Source organism: Pseudomonas fragi (assembly GCF_002269505.1).
GTDB lineage: Bacteria > Pseudomonadota > Gammaproteobacteria > Pseudomonadales > Pseudomonadaceae > Aquipseudomonas > Aquipseudomonas fragi_D.
In genome coordinates this window covers 1-18,410 of the sequence record NZ_NQKQ01000014.1, presented here as the reverse complement: position 1 = coordinate 18,410, position 18,410 = coordinate 1, and the positions used below count along the sequence as shown (strand labels likewise).

Genomic DNA, 18,410 nt, shown 5'->3' with positions numbered 1-18,410 from the left:
CGACAGGGACAGTCAAATGGCCGGCCTGCGCCCCGTGAAGGCCGTAGTAATCGGTGCCTCGGCGGGCGGAGTCGAGGCCTTGCTGACCATCTTTGCCGGCCTCAAGCCTGGTTACCGCTTGCCGATTATCGTGGTGCTGCATTTGCCGGATGAACGCCGCAGCCAGTTGGCGGAAGTCTTCGCCCGGCGCGTGGCATTGCCGGTCAGGGAAGCTCAGGACAAACAGCCGATCGTGCCGGGCACCCTGTACTTCGCGGCCCCCGGCTATCACGTGTCGGTCGAGCATGATCTGAGTTTGTCCTTGAGCCAGGAGGAGCCGGTGCATTATTCGCGACCTGCCATTGATTACCTTTTTGAATCTGCGGCTGACGTGTATCAACAGCGTTTGGCCGCGATTTTACTGACGGGCGCCAATCAGGATGGTGCGCGAGGGCTCAGTCAGGTCAAGCAGTCGGGTGGCCTGACCATTATTCAGGACCCTGACGAGGCCCAGGTTGCGACCATGCCGCGTGCGGCACTGGAACTTTTTCAACCGGACTGCATCCTTCCCTTGAGCGGCATTGGCCGTCTGCTAGTCGAGCTGGAACATATCGAATGCTACTAAATGATATTCAAGCCAAGCTGCTGATCGTCGATGATCTGCCGGAAAACCTGCTGGCCCTTGAAGCGCTGATCAAGCGTGAAGACCGTATCGTCTACAAGGCTCTGTCTGCTGACGAAGCGCTGTCGCTGCTGTTGCAGCACGAGTTCGCGATGGCCATTCTGGACGTGCAAATGCCCGGCATGAATGGTTTCGAGCTGGCCGAGCTGATGCGTGGCACGGCCAAGACCAAGAACATCCCGATCGTGTTCGTCAGCGCCGCCGGGCGCGAGATGAACTATGCCTTCAAGGGCTATGAAAGCGGCGCGGTGGACTTTTTGCACAAGCCGCTGGATATCCACGCGGTCAAGAGCAAGGTCAACGTGTTCGTTGAGCTGTATCGCCAGAGCAAGGCCATGAAGCAGCAGGTTGAAGCGCTGGAGCAGAGCCGGCGCGAGCAGGAAACCCTGCTGGCGCAGTTGCAACTGACGCAGGTCGAGCTTGAGCATGCGGTGCGTATGCGCGACGATTTTATGTCGATCGTCTCCCATGAGGTTCGAACGCCGCTCAACGGGCTTATTCTGGAAACCCAGCTGCGCAAGATGCACCTGGCCCGCGACAACGCTGCGGCATTCACCATGGACAAGATGCAGGCCATGGTCGAGCGTGACGAGCGCCAGATCCAGAGCCTGATCCGCCTGATCGAAGACATGCTTGACGTGTCGCGCATCCGCACCGGCAAACTGTCCATCCGCCCGGGCCGATTTGACCTGGCCCACACCGTGGCCAAGTTGCTGGAGAGCTTTGCCGCGCAGATCAGTGCTGCGCAATCGAGTGTCAACTTTACGGCCGGGCAGCCGGTGGTGGGGCTGTGGGATGAGTTCCGCATCGAGCAGGTGATCAGCAACCTGCTGACCAATGCTCTGCGTTATGGGGCGAAAAAGCCCATTGATGTCGCGGTTTATATCGAAGGCGATCAGGCAGTTGTTGACGTGCGTGATCAGGGCATTGGCATCAGCGAGGAAAACCAGCAGCGGGTTTTCCAGCAATTCGAGCGGGTTTCAGCCAGCCATGTGACTGCAGGTCTTGGCCTGGGGTTGTTTATCTCGGAGCAGATAGTGGCTGCGCACAGCGGTACCATCAGCGTGCAGAGTACGCTGGGTGAGGGTGCCTTGTTCAGGGTTTGCCTACCGTTGGTACAAAAGACATAAACTGGGCGCAACCTATGACCGCGCCCGGGGTCATATTGGCAGCGATTGCATGAATTAAGGTTTCCCATGAGTGAAGATGCGCAAGATGTTGTTTTGATTGTCGAAGACGATCCTTCGATCCTGATGGTGCTTAGCGCCTATTTGTCAGGTGAGGGCTACAGGGTGTTGCAGGCCGAAAACGGCGAGCAGGCGTTCGAGATCCTGGCGAGCAAGCCGCATCTGGACCTCATGGTCACCGACTTCCGTTTGCCCGGCGGCATTTCGGGGGTTCAGATTGCCGAGCCTGCGCTCAAGCTGCGCCCGGACTTGAAAGTCATCTTTATCAGCGGTTACCCGGCCGAAATCCGCGATACGGGCAGCCCTATTACCCTGACGGCGCCGATCCTGGCCAAGCCGTTTGACCTCGACACCTTGCAGGCGCAGATCCAGAAGCTGCTGGCTTGACGCCCGATACCCTTGTGGGAGCGGGCTTGCTCGCGATGCAGGCAACTCGGTCTGTCTGAAGCATTCGGGTGATGCTTTCGCGAGCAAGCCCGCTCCCACAGGTTCGGTGGGTCACAACCCCTGCTGCAATGCCGGGTCATCCGGGTTTTGCTGCTCCAGTTGCGCGAGCAGCACCTGTACATTCTGCAACTGCCCGGCCTCCTTCCAGTAACGAATCAACAACACTCGCGCCTTGCGATTGGCCGGCTGGCGTTGCAGCAGCTCTTCGAGCTGACGTTGCGCGGCTTCCAGCTGGTCGAGGTCGTGCAGGGCTGTGGCCAGTTTGTAACGGTAGTCACTGTTGTCGGGCTCCAGCTCAACGGCTCTGGCCAGGCCCAGCAGGGCGTATTCGGTCTGGCCATGATTGAGCAGCCAGATGCCCAAGGCATGTTGCAGATACGCTGAGTCAGGATGAGCTTCAAGCTGCCTGGCCAGCAATTGCCGGGCCTGGTCGGCCTTGCCGCGTTTGTCCAGCAACTCGATCTGCGCGACGACGGCCTTGAGGTTGTCCGGGTCCAGGAGGGTGACTTGCTCCAGTGCAGCCTGGGCGTCATCGAGCTGGCCTTCGTGCAGGTACAGGCGGGCGAGCTGGCCCTGAGCCTGGGGGTCTTGAGGTCGGGTCTTGAGATCGCGCTCGTACTCGTCGATCACTTGCTGCAAAGGGCCAAAGTACAGCCCCTGTTCATCCGGAGACAGACCGAGCAGGGCGTTGGCCGCGGCAAACCGTACACTTTGTTCGCTGTCATCGAGCAATGGCCCCAGCAACAGCGTGCGCTGGGCGCTGGGGACCAGGCCCACAATGCTCTGAATCGCGGCAATACGTACCAGCGGCGACGGGTTGAGCAGGTCGGCGTCGGCCAGCTTGAGTGCTTGCGGGCTCGGATAATTGGGCAATTCGCCATGCAGGCTGGCGCGGCGGGTATCGCTCAGATCGGTGCGGGCCAGTTGCTGGTAAAGCACGCGGGCGGCACCGGGTTTGCCGTTATGGGCCATATCCAGTGCGATGGAATAGCGCTGGTTTACGGAAGGTGTGGGGGCGACAGGAGCAGGGCGCATCGAATACCAGAGGCCGCCGGCAACAAGTGCTGATACAAGGCTGATTACGAGGTAGCGGCGGGGCTGGGTCATCCAATATCCAGAAACAGGCATGCGTATGGGATGTAAGAGTGGGTGAGTCGACGGCTTGAGTCAAATCGCCATGCCTGCCCCCTCATTATTGCGAGAGGGCTCGGCTTTTAAACATGCGGCGCGGTATGCCCCTTGACCTGCGGGCTGGCGTACTGCGGCTTGAGCAGGCCATGGTTGTCCAGCAGCCAGGCATCCATCACCTTGCGTACCACCGGGCCGGCGACCCGGCCACCGGCTTCGCCGTTTTCGATCATCACCGAAATCACGATTTGCGGATCTTCCGCCGGGGCAAAGCCCACAAACAGGGCGTTGTCGCGGTTGCGCTCGGCGGTTTTGAGGCGGTTATAACGCTCGCCCTGCTTGATCGCCACCACTTGCGCCGTACCGCTCTTGCCGGCGATCCGGTATTGCACGCCCTGGGCCGCTGCGCGGGCGATCCCGCGCGGGTCGTGCATGACCAGTTGCATGGCGTGGTTGACCTGTTCCCAGTCGCGCGGGTCACGCAGTACCAGATTCGGTATCGGGTGTTCATCCACCGGCGGTGTGCCGTCAACAGTCCTGGCCAGGTGCGGGCGGTTCCACACGCCCTTGTTGGCGATCAGTGCCGTGGCCTGGGCCAGTTGCAGCGGGGTGACCTGCATGTAGCCCTGGCCGATGCCCAGAATCACGGTTTCACCGGGGAACCAGGCCTGGCGGCGGGTGCTGCGCTTCCACTCGCGGGACGGCATCAGCCCTGAAGACTCTTCAAACATGTCCAGCGAGACCTTTTGCCCAAGGCCGAACTCGGCCATGTAGTCGTGCATGCGGTCAATGCCCAGTTTGGACGCCAGGTCATAAAAGTAGGTGTCGTTGGAACGCATGATGGCGGCGTTTAAGTCTACCCAGCCGTCGCCGCTGTGGTTCCAGTTACGGTACTTGTGGTCGACATTGGGCAACTGGAAATAGCCGGGGTCAAACACCCGGGTCGATGCCGAAATCACGCCGCTGTCCAGGCCGGCAATCGCCACCTCGGGCTTGATGGTCGAACCCGGCGCGTAAAGCCCGCGTAAGGCGCGGTTGAACAGTGGTTTGTCGATAGAATCGCGCAGCCCCGAGTAGTCCTTGGAGCTAATGCCGGTCACGAACAGGTTGGGGTCAAAGCTGGGCTTGCTGACCATCGCCAGCACTTCGCCGGTCTTCGGGTCCAGGGCGATGATCGAGCCACGGCGGTCGCCCAATGCATCCTCGGCGGCTTCCTGCAACTTGATATCCAGGCTCAGGACGATGTTCTTGCCTGCCACCGCATCGGTGTGACGCAGCACGCGCATGACCCGGCCCTGGGCGTTGGTCTCGACTTCTTCAAAACCGACCTTGCCGTGCAGTTCGTTTTCATAGAAACGCTCGATGCCGGTCTTGCCGATCGACTGGGTGCCACGGTATTGGGTGGCATCCAGTTGCTTGGCTTCTTTCTCGTTGATCCGCCCGACATAGCCAACGGAATGGGCAAAGTGATCGCCCTGCGGATAGTGGCGTACAAACTGCGCCTCGACATCAATACCTGGCAGGCGGAACTGGTTGACGGCCAGCAGGGCAATCTGATCTTCAGTCAGCTCGTACAGCAGGGTCGAAGGATCAAATGGATGGCGGGCCTGTTTCATCGCCTTGGCAAACACGGCCCGGTCTTCTTCGGGCAAGTGCAGGATGCTGAACACTGAATCCAGCACTTTGGCGGTGTCGCCAGCGCGTTCGCGGGTGATGGTCATATTGAAACTGGGCTGGTTATCGGCCAGCAGTACGCCGTTGCGATCGTAGATAAAGCCGCGTTCAGGAGGGATGGGCAGCACATGTACCCGGTTGTTTTCGGATACCGTCGAGTTGTAGTCGAACTCAGTGACTTGCAAAAAGTACATACGGCCGATCAGGGCGCAGCTGATAGCCATAACCAGCGCCGCACAGGCGATCAGTCTTTTATTGACCAGCCGTTTTTCGGATTCGTGATCTTTAAGAGGGATCGGCTCAGGCATTAAGGGGGCTCGCGTGAAAAAAACAGATAGCAGCACTACAAAATTCGGCGCACACCTTAACAAGAAGCCGCATCCGGAGTCAGTTTATTGGGCGTTCTGAACATGAAAATCGACAGGCTGCTGTAAACTCGTTCTTTTCAATTGAGCCCCTGCCATGCTGCCCTTGATCGACTGGCACCCCCATGCGCCGTTGCAACGCCTGCACCTGGACTGGTTGCAACAGGCCGGTGTGCAAGTGGCGGTATTGCGCCTGGACCTGATTGACCCGCTGATCAGCGGCAACAAGTGGTTCAAGCTCACTGAGCATTTGCACGCGGCGCGGGCAGCCGGGGCAGACGGGCTGATCAGCCTGGGCGGTGCCCACTCCAATCACCTGCATGCCCTGGCGGCGGCCGGCAAGCGCTTTGGCTTTGCCACCGTCGGGCTGTTACGCGGCCATCCCCAGCAAACGCCCACCACGATGGACCTTGAACGCTTTGGCATGCAGCTGCACTGGCTGGGCTTTGCTGGCTACCGGGCGCGCCATGAACCGGGGTTCTGGCAGCCGTGGCAGGCCCTGTACCCGAACCTGCATCAGGTTCCCGAGGGCGGCGGCGGGCTGGCGGGCGCCCTGGGTTGCACACCGTTGGTAAGCATGGTGCGCGAGCAACTGGCGACTGTGGGCTGGGACGATTACGACGGCTGGTGGCTGGCTGCGGGTACCGGCACCACCCTGGCCGGACTGGTGCTGGGCGAGGAGGGTAGGCGGCGGGTGTATGGCGCGCTGGCGGTGCCCGAAGATCACGGTGTAGTCCCGCAAGTTGAGGCCATTTTGCAGGCTGGAGGACTGCGGGAACGTAATTTTGAAGTGATCGATGCCAGTCGCGGCGGTTTTGCCAGGGTGGATGACGCCTTACTGGAGTTTATACAGGACAGCGAGGCGACCAGTGATGTGACGCTGGAGCCGCTGTACACCGGCAAGGCATTGATGGCACTCAGGCACGCAGCAGGATCAGGGCGTATTGTCACTGGTAAGCGCCTGGTATTCGTGCATACAGGCGGATTGCAGGGCCGTCGGGGTTTTGAGCTGACCTCCAGGCAGGTGTCCAATGTTGCAGGCATAAACGTCTGATCAGCTAAGAATTGACTCAAAATTCTGGTCAGTTCATGATTTTCTTGTGGGTACAGCCATATATTATTGCTTCACGTGACTGCTTGTTGAGGTGTGCTGTGAATGATCAAGTGATGATTGTCGATGATCATCCTGTCATGCGAATGGCGGTGTGGCTGTTGCTGAGAAATACCGGTTTTGATGTGGTCGCTCAGACGGGAAGTGGTGCAGATGCACTCACTATTCTGGAAACTGTGCACCCCGACATTGCCATTATTGATCTGGGTATTCCTGGCGTCGATGGCTTGACGCTGATAGAACAAATCGTTGCCAAGAAATGGCCAGTAAAATCTATTATATTGACCTGTGAGTCTGCGGAGCATTTGGCTAAGCACTGCAGGCATATTGGGGCCTACGGGTTTGTTAACAAACAGCATGATCTGGGCGATCTGTTAAGTGCGCTCAGGGCGGTTCAGGGCGGCGGGATGTACTTTCCTTCTGAAACCTCCGCCTTGGGTGAAACCTCTCGTAAAGAGATTGAATATCAGCGGATTGAAAGCCTGTCTGTTCGTGAGCTAAGAGTTTTACAGCTTTTGGTACAAGGCATGACCAATAAGGAAATTGCAGCCTGTATGCTGCTGAGCAATCGTGTTGTTTCTATATGCAAAAAAAGTTTGATTCATAAGCTTGAGGTTGATAATTTACTTGCTCTTGTGGATCTTGCGTGGCGTAACAAATTGATATGATTTTTATTGGGGGGTTACCGCTGTAATCTGTGTCGCGATGAGACTCTATCTCTCATGATTTTTTGAGTTGAACTTGTAGCTTGAATAACTCTGTATCGGTCTTTATTCCCAACTTTCGGAATGCTGCCTGCTTTTGCCCGCTGATGGTTTTACGGCTGCGTGTAAATTTACTGGCAATTTGAGAGACGGACATCCCCTCCAGGCAGCACCGCAATACTTCAGACTCCTTGGGTGAAAGATTCGGTTGATTGCTTAAAGTGAACGCATGATCTGGATTATCCCCTTCGGGTAGCATTTGCGCTGCAGGAATTTTTTCCAATTCAGCTGCCATTGCCGGTGCCAGGTAAATGCGGTCCAAAGCCACCATTCTGATAGCCCGTAACAGCTCATCCGTTGGCTGGGACTTTCCGACAAATCCGTTGGCTCCAGCACGAATGCTCATGTTCACGGTTGCAGGCTTCTCGGAGGATGAATAAATCACGATTCTTATGCTCGGGTGGTGTCTACGCACTGACTGGATCAAGCGCAAGCCATCAATGTCGGCATCGGCAAGTTGATAATCAAGGACCACAAGGTCTGCTTCAGCTCTGTTAAGGCTCTCCAACAGCTCCCGGCTTGTTGAGCATACCCCTTGTACTTTGAAATCTGCTTCCAGCGAGAACCGGACTTCCAGAGCCTCTCTGATTAGCGCGTGATCATCCAGCAAAATGATTCGTAACGGTGATGCTACAGACCATCTCATTTGCGTAAATCTCTATGTGGAATAGGCCTGTAGGAATATTCTTTCTTGTTTGCATGAAGCGCCCTTCAATAAGACTCATTGCTCTAAAGTAAGTGTAGATGGTTTGTCTTGACGTGCTATGGATTTTTGCTGGGTCATGTTGCTGTATTTTTTTGTATTGTAGGAGTTGTTTTTATTTCGTTATTGTCAAATTAATCTTTGGCGAACAGAGGGTGGGTCAAGTTAAGGGGTCAAGGCTGGTCTCTTCAACTTTCAGGTGTTGGAGAGTTGGCCGTTCGGTCATGATTGTTCGAGCAATCTGCGGTGCAAGGATTATAGCTGATCTTTTGAAAAAATCTAACATGATAGGTGTTGCAGATGCTTTCGTGTTTACACGTTTATAGTTTGAGACAAGTCTTGTTTTTTTATTGCGTGCTGATTGTAAGAATCTTCCTAAGGGCTTTAGAACGGTCCCAGGAACGACGGCACTGGCGATATACGAACTCCTTTGCAAGTCACCTTCTATATCACGTGCCGAAGATGGCTGGTGCAAGGATCAATTGATGGCTATTGAAAGCTCACCCCAAGGCCCCGAGATGGATCCTCAGGGCATACCCGCTTCCCAAACGGACATCCAGGACACATTATTACAAAGCGTTTCATGGCTTTGTGATCACTATGGTTTAGGGCGTTCCCCCCAGGCATTAACAGCCGGCCTTCCCAAGTCCGGGATACTGTCTCCTTCGCTGGCGCTTGCTACTTTGTCCAATGCCGGTTTGTCAGCCGGGTTGGTACAGCGCAGGGCTTTGGCATTGCCCGGGCAACTGGTACCGATCATCCTGTTGTTCAAGGCACAGGGCGGCTGCATTTTTCTTGGCAAACGCCCGGACCCTGAAGACGAAAACAAACGCAACTGGCTGTACCAGGTGATATTGCCGGAAGTCAGTAATGAGCCAGTAGAGGTCACGCAGTCCTTTATTGATGAGTCATATTCCGGCTTTGCCATTTTTGCCAAACGCAAAGCCAAGGTAGACATGCGTGCAGGCGCCGAAGTGGCGAAACCCGCCGGACACTGGCTATTCAGCACCCTTTGGCGCTATCGCCGTTATTACCGCAGCGCAGCCATCGGTGCGGTATTGATCAATGTGCTGGGGCTGGCCAGCATCTTCTTCACCATGAACGTCTATGACCGTGTTGTGCCTAACCAGGCCTTTGTCACCCTTTGGTCACTGGCCATTGGCGTGGTGATCGCAATGGTCTTCGAGGCCGTGGCCCGTTATATCCGGGCGCATTTGCTGGATAGGGCGGGAAAGAAGGCCGACCTGGTATTGGGAACACTTCTGTTTCGTCAGGCTCTGTCGATTCAGATGGAGCACAAGCCTGCGTCTTCGGGATCATTTGCCAACCAGTTACGAGAGTTTGAATCAGTAAGAGACTTTGTCTCTTCGGCAACCTTGGCAACCATCTCCGATTTGCCTTTTGTACTGATGTTTGTTGGCGTCATCTTCATGGTCTCCGGTCCTTTAGGCTGGGTTCCGCTTTTGCTGATTCCGCTGATTCTCCTGGTCAGCATAGTGATTCAGTGGCCTCTGGCTCGAACCATGAAAGAGAACCTGCGTGAGTCCTCTCTCAAGCAAGGTGTACTGATCGAATCCATAGAAGGCCTTGAAACGCTCAAAGCTGTCTGTGGAGAGGCCTATATGCAACGTCGCTGGGAGAATTTCAGCGCCCTGGCTGCAGCCACTTCAATGAAGTCGCGCGGGTTATCGAGTCTGGTTACAGGAGTTGTAACCTTTTTTCAGCAAGTTCAGACGGTCGTACTGATCGTGATAGGGGTGTACCTGATTGATGCTGGCGATCTGACCATGGGTTCATTGATTGCCACTGTGATGCTGGCTAGTCGCGCAACCGCCCCCTTGAGTCAGGTGGTGGGTCTGGCAGTGCGTTTCCAGCAGGCGAAGGCGGCACTCAATTCGCTGAATGCGTTGATGGCAATGCCTGTGGATCATGACTCCAGCCGTGATTATCTGGCAAAACCGACAATCAGCGGCCAGATCGTTCTCAAAGGCATTGAGTTCTCGTACCCGGCACCGCCAATGCAACCCAACCCCGCGGTGTTACAAGGCATCAATCTGACGATCAAACCGGGCGAACGCGTTGCAATTCTCGGGCGAATTGGCAGTGGGAAATCGACCCTTCTGCGAGTCATGGCACGCCTCTACTCACCTGTAGGCGGGCAAATGTTTACCGATGGACTGGATGTCAACCAGATTGATCCGGCCGACTGGCGCAAAGCCGTCGGGTATGTCGGTCAGGATGCTCGCCTTTTCTACGGCTCATTGCGTGAAAACGTGATGATCGGGCGCCCCGAGGCAACGGTCGATGAATTTTTAAGGGTATTGCAGCTTACCGGCCTGGACCAGGTGGCTGCCCGGCATCCCTCGGGTATCAACCTGCCTATCGGTGAAATGGGCGAAGGGTTGTCCGGCGGGCAGCGCCAGTTGGTCTCCCTGGCGCGCAGTTTGTTGGCCAGGCCCACTCTGCTCCTGCTCGATGAGCCGACCAGCGCCATGGACACCCAGACCGAAGCGATATTTCTCCAGCACCTGCAACGTGCAACGGAAGGGCAAACACTTGTGGTTGTGACTCATCGCCCTTCAGTGCTGGGGCTGGTTGAACGCATTGTGGTGGTGGACGAGGGCAAGGTAGTCGCAGATGGTCCCAAGGACGTGATTCTTGCGGCAATGAGCGGTAATTCCGCGGAAAAGCCCAAACCTGTCTCCACCCCCGCGTCATTACAACCCAAACCTGCGGCAATGAGCATCAGCAAGTTGGCGAAGACTGCACCAGGTAAAGGTACTCAGCCACCTGAAGCGTCATCACTCCCCGGGGAGGAAATCTGATGTTCCGCAAATTGTTTAAACGCACAGACACTGCAGTATTGCAGGCCGGTGACGCGGCTTTTATGAACGATGTTCAGGAGTCACTGCTCACTCAAACCACGCAGGGTTCAAAACTGGTGCTGTACCTGATTGCAGCTGTGTTGCTGGCTGGCTTGGGGTGGGCATATTTGGCCCGCGTCGAAGAAATAACCCAGGGCGAAGCCAAGATTATTTCCAAGAGCCGAGAGCAGGTTATCCAGAGTCTGGAGGGCGGAATTCTTGCCCAAATGGACGTGCAAGAAGGCGATGTGGTGGAAAAAGGCCAAGTGCTGCTCAAGATTGATCCGACCCGGGCTGAAGCCAGTTACCGAGAAGGGTTGAGCAAAGTCATTGGCCTCAAGGCCAGGATTACCCGTTTACGCGCCGAAGCCTATCAATTGCCGCTGGAGTTTGATGAGACGGTAAAAACCGACCAAGAAGTCGTACTGCAAGAGACTCGTGCCTATAACGCTCGTTTTAAGGCCTTGAACGAAAGCGTCGCGGCTCTTGAGCAAACCTACTCATTGTCCATGCGTGAAATCGCGCTCGCCGAACCTTTGGCAGCCAAGGGGTTGATCTCCGAGGTGGAAATCTTGCGGATGCGGCGTCAGGCCAACGAAATAAAGTCGCAGATAGTTGAGCGCAAAAACCGCTATCAGGCCGAGGCGACTACCGAATTGGCGAGGTTTTTGATGGAGTTGTCCCAGGCCATGGAGAATCTGGTGGGGCGCGCGGACGTCGTAGGTAGAACCACTATCACTGCGCCGGTACGCGGGACGGTCAAACATATCCAGTTCAACACTCGCGGTGGTGTCATCCAGCCCGGTGAGCAGATCCTGGAGATCATTCCGCTGGAAGAGCAATTATTGGTGGAAGGAAAAATTCGTCCTGCCGATGTGGCGTTTCTGCGCCCCGGGCTACCTGCCACAGTGAAAATCACCGCATACGACTACAGCATTTATGGAGGGCTCAAAGGGGTGGTCGAGTACATCAGCCCCGATACCCTCAAAGACGATCAGAAGGCCGCAGCAGGTAAGCCTGATGAAACCTTTTACCGTGTACTGATTTTGACGGATAGCAGCTATCTGACGGCAGGCAAAAAGTCATTACCCATCATCCCCGGAATGATTGCCACCGTTGAAATCCGTACAGGCGAAAAGACCATCCTTGATTACCTGCTTAAACCTGTTCTTAAGGCTCGCGAAGCTTTTCGGGAGCGATAGAAATGAACCTCTTATATGTGGGTAACCAGCACGTTCGGGTAATCCAGACTGTCTCGGCTTGTGTGGTTCTAGGGCTGTGTATCTGGCCTGTAAGAGCAGCCGAGCCCATCACTCCATTTCATGATGTGCGGGCTGGGGAAGCAAAACTGGAGCTGACTGAAACCCTCGTCCCCGGGAAAGACAATGACCTGTTGTCCTTCACACCGTTGAATGCCAATACTGCCAAAAGTGCCAAGCCAACAGCAAAAAACCGTGACACTGCAGTGAAGGCTTCGCGCAGTGGAGCCAGGCTCCTGCCACCCGTCATCTCCAACGCTGAATTGAGCCTGCCCAAAGACAATGTCAATACAACGGCGCTACTCCCATCCAGCCCCGAGCGACCTGCTGACGTAGCCGCGGCCAATGGTGTTTCCGAGTTGGAGTACATGGGGCTGCCAGCACGCATGGCAGCACGTAAAGGTTCTTCTCACACGATTTACGGGCCGTCGGAAAGTGAGCTCAGGGGCATATTTCTCAGCGCCGTGGAGGCGGCAATTGACCGCAGCCCTGAGATTTCCCGCTCCAAGGCAGAACAGCAGGCTGCGTTGTCAGATATTGACGAAGCAAAAGGGGCGCGCTGGCCACAGGTCAATGTTGGTACTCAGAGCCAAGGCCTGAAGTTTGGTAAGGGCTCCAACATCAAGGGGCCCAGTGGAGGCGTCAATCTCACGGTCAATACCATGCTGTACGACTGGGGGCGCATTAAAAAAACCATCGGCAGTCGTGAAAAGCTCAGCCTTGCGGCAGATCAAAGCCTCGCGGCGCAAATGGAGGACACCAGTTTTAAAGTTGTTTCGACACTGATTGAGTTGGGCAAACAGCGCATCATCAGCGATCGTAGCAAACAGTTTTCCAGCCGCATGCAAGAACTGGTCAATATGCTCGCAGGTATTGTTGCTGTGGATCCGGGTCGAGGCAGCGAGCTGACCCAAGCCAAGGCTCGCCTGTTGCAAGCGCAAGCGTTGAACGAGGCAGCAGAGGCCAAAGCGCGTGATGCTGAAATTACCTTGAGCAAACTGGTGGGCGAGCGTCCGGTTCCCATTCCGCATACTGCAGAATGGAATATCGGTCTGGCCCAGATGGAGCTGTTGTTGGCTGCGGCGCAAAACCATCCGACCATTCGTCAAAGTATTGCACAGGCCGAAGCTGCCGAGCTCCAGGCTGATGCTATTCATGCCGCAGGGTTGCCACAGTTGAATTGGGGGGTCACTAAAACGACCGGTACGGATGCCTTGGGTAATGAATCCCCCTGGCAGACCAACTTGAATATAACCTGGAGTGCGTTCAGTGGCGGCTCCAACCGTGCTTCCGAGAATGCTGCCAGGCAACGGGCGGATGCCAGCCACTTCGAGACATCGCAGCAGCGTCGTGATCTGGAATTTGAAATACGTACCGCTGACAACGACGCCCGAACCCTGCTTGAGCGTGCTGAGCTATACCGTGACTTGTCGGTTGAGTCGAATCGTATCCGGGAAGCGTTTTTTCTGCAGTGGCATCATCTGGGCAAGCGCACTTTGCTTGATGTCCTGACAGCAGAAAACGACCATTACGGCAACCAGGTCAATGAGATCAACAATCGATTTGACGGCTACCTGAGCATTGTGAGCGAGTACGCAAGTGCTGGCACCCTCGCCAAATGGCTTCAGGGCACCCCGTGACAGGACGCCGGAGACTGCAATCAAAGTGCGGCTGCATCGCAAGCGATACAGATGCAGATGCACTTTGATTAGTATTGTCTATCGAGCCTTGAACCTTGGCTTGGCACTTTGTTGATTATTTTGGTCACTTTTTTGATACTTCCCCATGACGATGCCAAACTGTATCTATACAGGTTGCAGGCATGCGCCATGAACCAGCAAACGCGTTCCATTTATCTTGCCGAGTTGGTGCTGTATGCATATGGGCTGCTTTTACCCTTTGCACAGGGAAAGAGTCTAAAATTTCAAATGCTTACAAATTTTCATCATCAAGGTGTCGCGGTTGATGCCGTAATGTTGAAACTGATGATGTCGATTTTGTTGCGCAGGTACATCCAGGATGCCGGTCGGGGCAATGTTCGCTTGTTGCTGCTTCAACAGTCAGATGGCCAACAAGCAGGTTATGGAATTTTTGCCATTGCGCTCGATGAAGTTGGAACTGAGTTGTGTAAAAACAATCAAAGGCAAGTCTGCGGACTTCATCAGAGCCCCGGTTGCCATCGGAACAGAAATTGAAAATACATATTGTTGAAGGTAATGCCGCTTGCCGGCTATTCATAGGCCATAAACTGGCGCTTCTGGGGCATGAAGTCGTGTCCTGTGACGACGGTAAAACTGCGCTGGCCATCAGGGAAGACACTGTGCCTGTGTTCGACCTGACAATAACTGACTGTAATATGCTCCCCATCAATGGTTGTGAAATGACTCTAGCGGTATGTGACCGCGAGAAAGAGAGGGGGCAGGGTGACCATCCAATTTTTGGTCTGGCGGGAAACACCCGCTCAGGCATCATTGAGCATTGTCTCAATGCAAGGATGAACCAGTGCTTGCTCAAGCCCGTGAGCATGAAAACCCTGATACCACAGGTCACCGATGTTGCCTGTCAAATCGAGGGCCGTACCTCAGCCGCGGAGGCAGTTTCAGGCGGAGAATTGCAAAAAATCAAGTTGCTCAAGCCCCAGGCTTATCGGCCTTTGGTGGATCAAATTATCAAGAGTCACAGGCAAGAAGCCCTCAGACTGGCGCAAATGGTTCAGGACGGCAACTTCCCGGGGCTGGCAAGACTGGCGCACAAGCTGCTTGGCGGTGCACGCTTGGCGGACGCCCCTGTGTTGATTGAAGCCTGTAAAACTCTGGAAGAGCTAGCCTCGCAAGAGTCACTGCAAGAATGCCAGGCGCAAGCTGGCCTGGTGCTGAAAAGCCTGCGGGCCCTTGAGGTCCGGTTGTTACAGGACCGCTAAGGTTTCCAGTGTCATCATCGACCGAGGCTTGACCTGATCAGCTCTACCCACAATCTACAGCAGATGTCCTGTAGTGAAACCACAGATAAAAAAAACCGGGGCAGCTGACTGCCCCGGTTTTTTTATTGACGCATTTAAATCAGTTTCGAATGTCGACACGCACCACTACACGGCGATCCGGGGCATAGCAGGCGATCAGTTCGGCACGACTGCCCTTGCACTGCTGTGTGACTGGGTCATTGGCGCCCGCGCTGTTTGCGCGAATGGCGGATGCTGGCAGACCTGCATCAATCAACAAGCGGCGCACGGTTTGAGCGCGTTTGAGGCCAAGCGCCTGGTTAGAGGAGGGCGAACCAATAGCGTCGGTATGACCAATTACGTCTATCTGCTTGAGCGAGACGTTTTCGTTTTGCAACTGGGTGACCAGCGCATTAATGGCTTTGTTCCCCGTAGACGAAATATCGCCATAACCGGACTTGCCGAACCTGAACAGCACGTCACCTGGCAGGACATAGTCCTTGTATGGCTTGGCTGCCGGGGCAGCCTCCGGCATGGGCAGGTAGTTACAGGCTTGTACGGTCGAGGCACGGGAGACGGCTTGAACCTGTTGACGGATAACCGCCAGGTCGCGTTCGGCGTTAGCACGGGTAACCGATAACGGTTTGCCTGTTGTGTCTTCTGTTGCCCTCAGGAAATAAGTGTTGCCACCCGTCAGTGTCGCCGTATAGGCATCGCTGTTCTTACCGCTGTAACCGGGTGCGTCCTTCAGATAGGCACCCAGGCTATGTACGCCGGGTGCCACACAGAATGCTGTAAAGCCACCGGGCAGCAAGGCTGCATGAAATTCGCGGTCAACATACACATGGGCTGCACCGGGCAGGGCGCTGCTGTTTTGCGATCGGTAATACACTACCTGGGCCTGGCTGTTGGATACAGGGGGCACCTGGCTGTAGAGGTTGCCAAACGCCTTGATGGCAGTGGTCTGCATCGCTGTATCGGCCAGGGCAGTTGGAATGTTGCACAGCGCTATACTGAGCAGGGCTGCTTTTAGAACTTGATGACGGTTAAACATATCAATGACTCCACTTTCAGCACCCAGCAGTGTGGGGGCTTTGTGAGAAAAAAAGGAGGCGACGTCACGCACAGGGCGTCGCCTCCTGCACAGGCTTACACCAGAGTGGTAGTCACGCCTTGTTGAACCAGCAATTCGGCATCCAGCGTGTCGTGGCGGTAAACTTCATACACCACCCCACTCACGCTGACCTGCCCGGAGTTGGCCCAGTTGCCCGGATCAGTCCCGTTGGCCAACAGATCATCGAGAATGACGGCATCGCCAGCATTACCCTTGACCATCATTTGTATATGACCGTCATTGGTAAATAACGAGGTTCCCCCCTGCTCGAGTACGTCAGTCAACGACAGCTTCAAGGTATTGTTGCCAGTACCCGTCAGGTCTATTACCTCTATGCTCTCCACTTTCTGGCCCAGGTTGGTCAAATCAAGTACCTGGTTTTGACCAGTCAGTTTAAGGGTGTCTATCCCGCCGCCGCCGTGAATGCCGCTGCCTGCAGGGTCAAGCAATGCAACCGAGTCGATGAAGAAGGTGTTGTCGGTTTCAGCGCCGTAGTATTCACCGGACTGGGTGATGGTCTGGTCGGTCAGCGGGTCATGCGGTGCGCCCTGAGTGTAGTTAGTCGTGCCCAGTTGTATGTCATCAATCCAGAAGGCGTTTACAGCTGAGCCGCCTGAAATCAGGGATACACTCGAAAACACCAGGCCCAGAGGCAGCTCTTGAGTAACGACAAAACTAAGGTTTGATTGTCCCGGGGTGGTTGTCGTGTATACCAGATTGCCACCCGCATCGTAAAAATTGGCCACAAGGCTGTCCCCGTAGTTGAAGTCGCCCACTCGGAAGGAAATGGCATCGAAGGTTTGGTTTGGGTCCATAGTCAGCTTGATATTCGAGCCGCCCGTCATGATCAGAGCCATGGTCGTTGGCGGTTCTGCCCATACCCCAAGGGTCGTACCAAACCCGGTACTGCCAGAGGTCCCCGAAGTGGTCGCCACTGCAGTCAGTTCGAAACCATTCATCGAGTACATTTGACCGGTTGTAAGCGGGCTTTGGGACTGGCTGTTGAATGTCTCTGCGGTGACGGTAGTCGTGATTTTTGTATACGGCAGGTAACTGGATATGTTGCCTGTGCTATCGACTATGGCGGCATCAATGCTGTTGCTGTTTCCATGGACTGTGGACTCCCACAGTAATTCAACCTTGCCAGCGGCAATGTCGCTCGCAGTCAAAGTATGTTCGACCGCGTTTCCATCGATGATCAGATGTACTTTATCTCCAACCGCTACGCTCGCCGGGTTGAAGTTGACGGCTATGTTAAAGCCATCCCAACTGACCGATGTCGGAGATTGCACCGTTGTATCCAGGATAACGGATTGCGAAGAGACATTGGTATTGCCAGCAAGGTCTATCACACGAGTCTGGATTTCCCAGTTTGCGTTATGGCTGCTCAGATCCAGAGCGCTCCACTTAGTGCCAGTTACTGTAGCGTCGAGCCAGGTTACCCCTCCGTCGCTAGATACCTGAACCTTTTCACCAACTGCCAGGGCACTCGTCAATGACCCCTCAATCACGCGCCCGGCTGAACCATCGTTGGTTATAAAGTTGTTGTGGTTGGTGCCACTGTCTTTCGACATGCCGTCAACAATGGCGCTGGCCAAAGGTGGCGTAGTGTCCACGATGATGGTGTACGGATCGGATGGCAAGCTGGCATTGCCGGCCGGATCGGTGACGATCAGGGTGAACGGGTGTGCGCCCTCATTGAGCGGTGGCGGGGTATAGCTCCATGTGCCATCGGGACCGACAATGGCTGTGCCCAGAGGTTGGCCGTTGTCGATGATGGTGACGGTTGCACCGGGTTCCTGTCCGCCGCCGCTGAGGGTCGGGGTGGTGTCGTCGGTGGTGCCACCATTGGCGATCGGGCCGGTCACCAGACCCACGTCATCGGTAATCAGATCAATGCCGCCATTGCCGCCTGCACCTGGCTGGCCGGGTGCAGTGGTGTCAATGGTCAGGTTGAAAGCCGCGGTAGGCGCGCTGCCCCCGGTCGCGGTGGTCGCCGTGGCCGTGAAGCTGTGGCTGCCTTCGCCAAGATCCGGAGTGGTGTAGCTCCAGTTACCGAGTCCGTCGGCCGTTGTCGTGCCGAGTGGCGTGGTGCCGTCATAGACCGTGACCGTCGCGCCAGGGGTGGCTTGGCCGTGCAGGGTCGGGGTGGTGTCGTTGGAGACGCCGCCATCGCTGAGGTTACCGGTAATCGG

General features: G+C 55.5%; 15 protein-coding genes. 10 read left to right on the top strand and 5 right to left on the bottom strand.

The window, feature by feature from the left end; genetic code table 11:
- Positions 1-16 precede the first annotated feature (16 nt).
- From CJU81_RS13835 to CJU81_RS13825, 3 genes are all read left to right on the top strand, one after another.
- Entirely contained in the window at positions 17-604 is a 588-nt protein-coding gene (locus tag CJU81_RS13835) for a chemotaxis protein CheB (RefSeq protein WP_254924876.1), read from the top strand.
- On the top strand, positions 595-1,791 hold the full coding sequence (locus tag CJU81_RS13830) for a hybrid sensor histidine kinase/response regulator (protein WP_095037096.1): 1,197 nt from the start codon (positions 595-597) through the stop codon (positions 1,789-1,791). The genes CJU81_RS13835 and CJU81_RS13830 overlap by 10 nt, the downstream gene beginning before the upstream one ends.
- Before the next feature lie 66 nt (positions 1,792-1,857).
- Positions 1,858-2,235, top strand: a complete 378-nt coding sequence (locus CJU81_RS13825) for a response regulator (protein ID WP_095000393.1) — start codon at positions 1,858-1,860, stop codon at positions 2,233-2,235.
- Between the two features lie 111 nt (positions 2,236-2,346).
- Here the strand turns inward: CJU81_RS13825 and CJU81_RS13820 are convergent, their stop codons facing one another.
- Positions 2,347-3,402, bottom strand: a complete 1,056-nt coding sequence (locus CJU81_RS13820; protein ID WP_095037095.1) for a tetratricopeptide repeat protein — start codon at positions 3,400-3,402, stop codon at positions 2,347-2,349.
- Between the two features lie 107 nt (positions 3,403-3,509).
- Positions 3,510-5,405 (bottom strand): penicillin-binding protein 2, encoded by a 1,896-nt coding sequence (mrdA, locus tag CJU81_RS13815; RefSeq protein ID WP_095037094.1) that lies wholly within the window; start codon positions 5,403-5,405, stop codon positions 3,510-3,512.
- 154 nt (positions 5,406-5,559) lie between these two features.
- On the opposite strand from mrdA, the gene CJU81_RS13810 reads away from it, so the two are divergent.
- Together CJU81_RS13810 and CJU81_RS13805 are read left to right on the top strand one after the other, a co-directional pair.
- Complete coding sequence (locus CJU81_RS13810) at positions 5,560-6,516, top strand: 1-aminocyclopropane-1-carboxylate deaminase/D-cysteine desulfhydrase (protein WP_095037093.1); 957 nt, start codon at positions 5,560-5,562, stop codon at positions 6,514-6,516.
- A gap of 98 nt (positions 6,517-6,614) precedes the next feature.
- Positions 6,615-7,241 carry a response regulator transcription factor gene (locus tag CJU81_RS13805; RefSeq protein WP_176464846.1) on the top strand — a complete coding sequence of 209 codons (627 nt, stop codon included), beginning with the start codon at positions 6,615-6,617 and terminating at the stop codon, positions 7,239-7,241.
- A gap of 52 nt (positions 7,242-7,293) precedes the next feature.
- Here CJU81_RS13805 and CJU81_RS13800 read toward each other — a convergent pair whose 3' ends face one another.
- A complete protein-coding gene (locus CJU81_RS13800) occupies positions 7,294-7,983 on the bottom strand; it encodes a response regulator transcription factor (RefSeq protein ID WP_095037091.1) in 690 nt (229 codons plus the stop codon).
- Positions 7,984-8,525: 542 nt separating this feature from the next.
- Between CJU81_RS13800 and CJU81_RS13795 the strand changes: the two genes are divergently transcribed.
- From CJU81_RS13795 to CJU81_RS13775, 5 genes are all read left to right on the top strand, one after another.
- Complete coding sequence (locus CJU81_RS13795; protein WP_095037090.1) at positions 8,526-10,865, top strand: type I secretion system permease/ATPase; 2,340 nt, start codon at positions 8,526-8,528, stop codon at positions 10,863-10,865.
- A gap of 38 nt (positions 10,866-10,903) precedes the next feature.
- Positions 10,904-12,106 carry an HlyD family type I secretion periplasmic adaptor subunit gene (locus CJU81_RS13790; protein WP_369679446.1) on the top strand — a complete coding sequence of 401 codons (1,203 nt, stop codon included), beginning with the start codon at positions 10,904-10,906 and terminating at the stop codon, positions 12,104-12,106.
- A gap of 2 nt (positions 12,107-12,108) precedes the next feature.
- Positions 12,109-13,803, top strand: coding sequence for a TolC family protein (locus tag CJU81_RS13785; RefSeq protein WP_254924875.1), 1,695 nt, complete (start codon positions 12,109-12,111; stop codon positions 13,801-13,803).
- Positions 13,804-13,992: 189 nt separating this feature from the next.
- The gene (locus CJU81_RS13780; RefSeq protein ID WP_095037088.1) at positions 13,993-14,358 is read left to right on the top strand and encodes a hypothetical protein; all 366 of its coding nucleotides are present in this window, start codon (positions 13,993-13,995) and stop codon (positions 14,356-14,358) included.
- Positions 14,355-15,083: a response regulator gene (locus CJU81_RS13775; RefSeq protein ID WP_141232606.1), complete on the top strand. Its 729-nt coding sequence runs from the start codon at positions 14,355-14,357 to the stop codon at positions 15,081-15,083. The genes CJU81_RS13780 and CJU81_RS13775 overlap by 4 nt, the downstream gene beginning before the upstream one ends.
- A 139-nt stretch (positions 15,084-15,222) precedes the next feature.
- Here CJU81_RS13775 and CJU81_RS13770 read toward each other — a convergent pair whose 3' ends face one another.
- Together CJU81_RS13770 and CJU81_RS13765 are read right to left on the bottom strand one after the other, a co-directional pair.
- Complete coding sequence (locus tag CJU81_RS13770; RefSeq protein ID WP_095037171.1) at positions 15,223-16,155, bottom strand: OmpA family protein; 933 nt, start codon at positions 16,153-16,155, stop codon at positions 15,223-15,225.
- A gap of 95 nt (positions 16,156-16,250) precedes the next feature.
- Positions 16,251-18,410, bottom strand: a 2,160-nt coding sequence (locus CJU81_RS13765) for an Ig-like domain-containing protein (RefSeq protein ID WP_254924874.1), incomplete at its 5' end; no start/stop codon positions are given.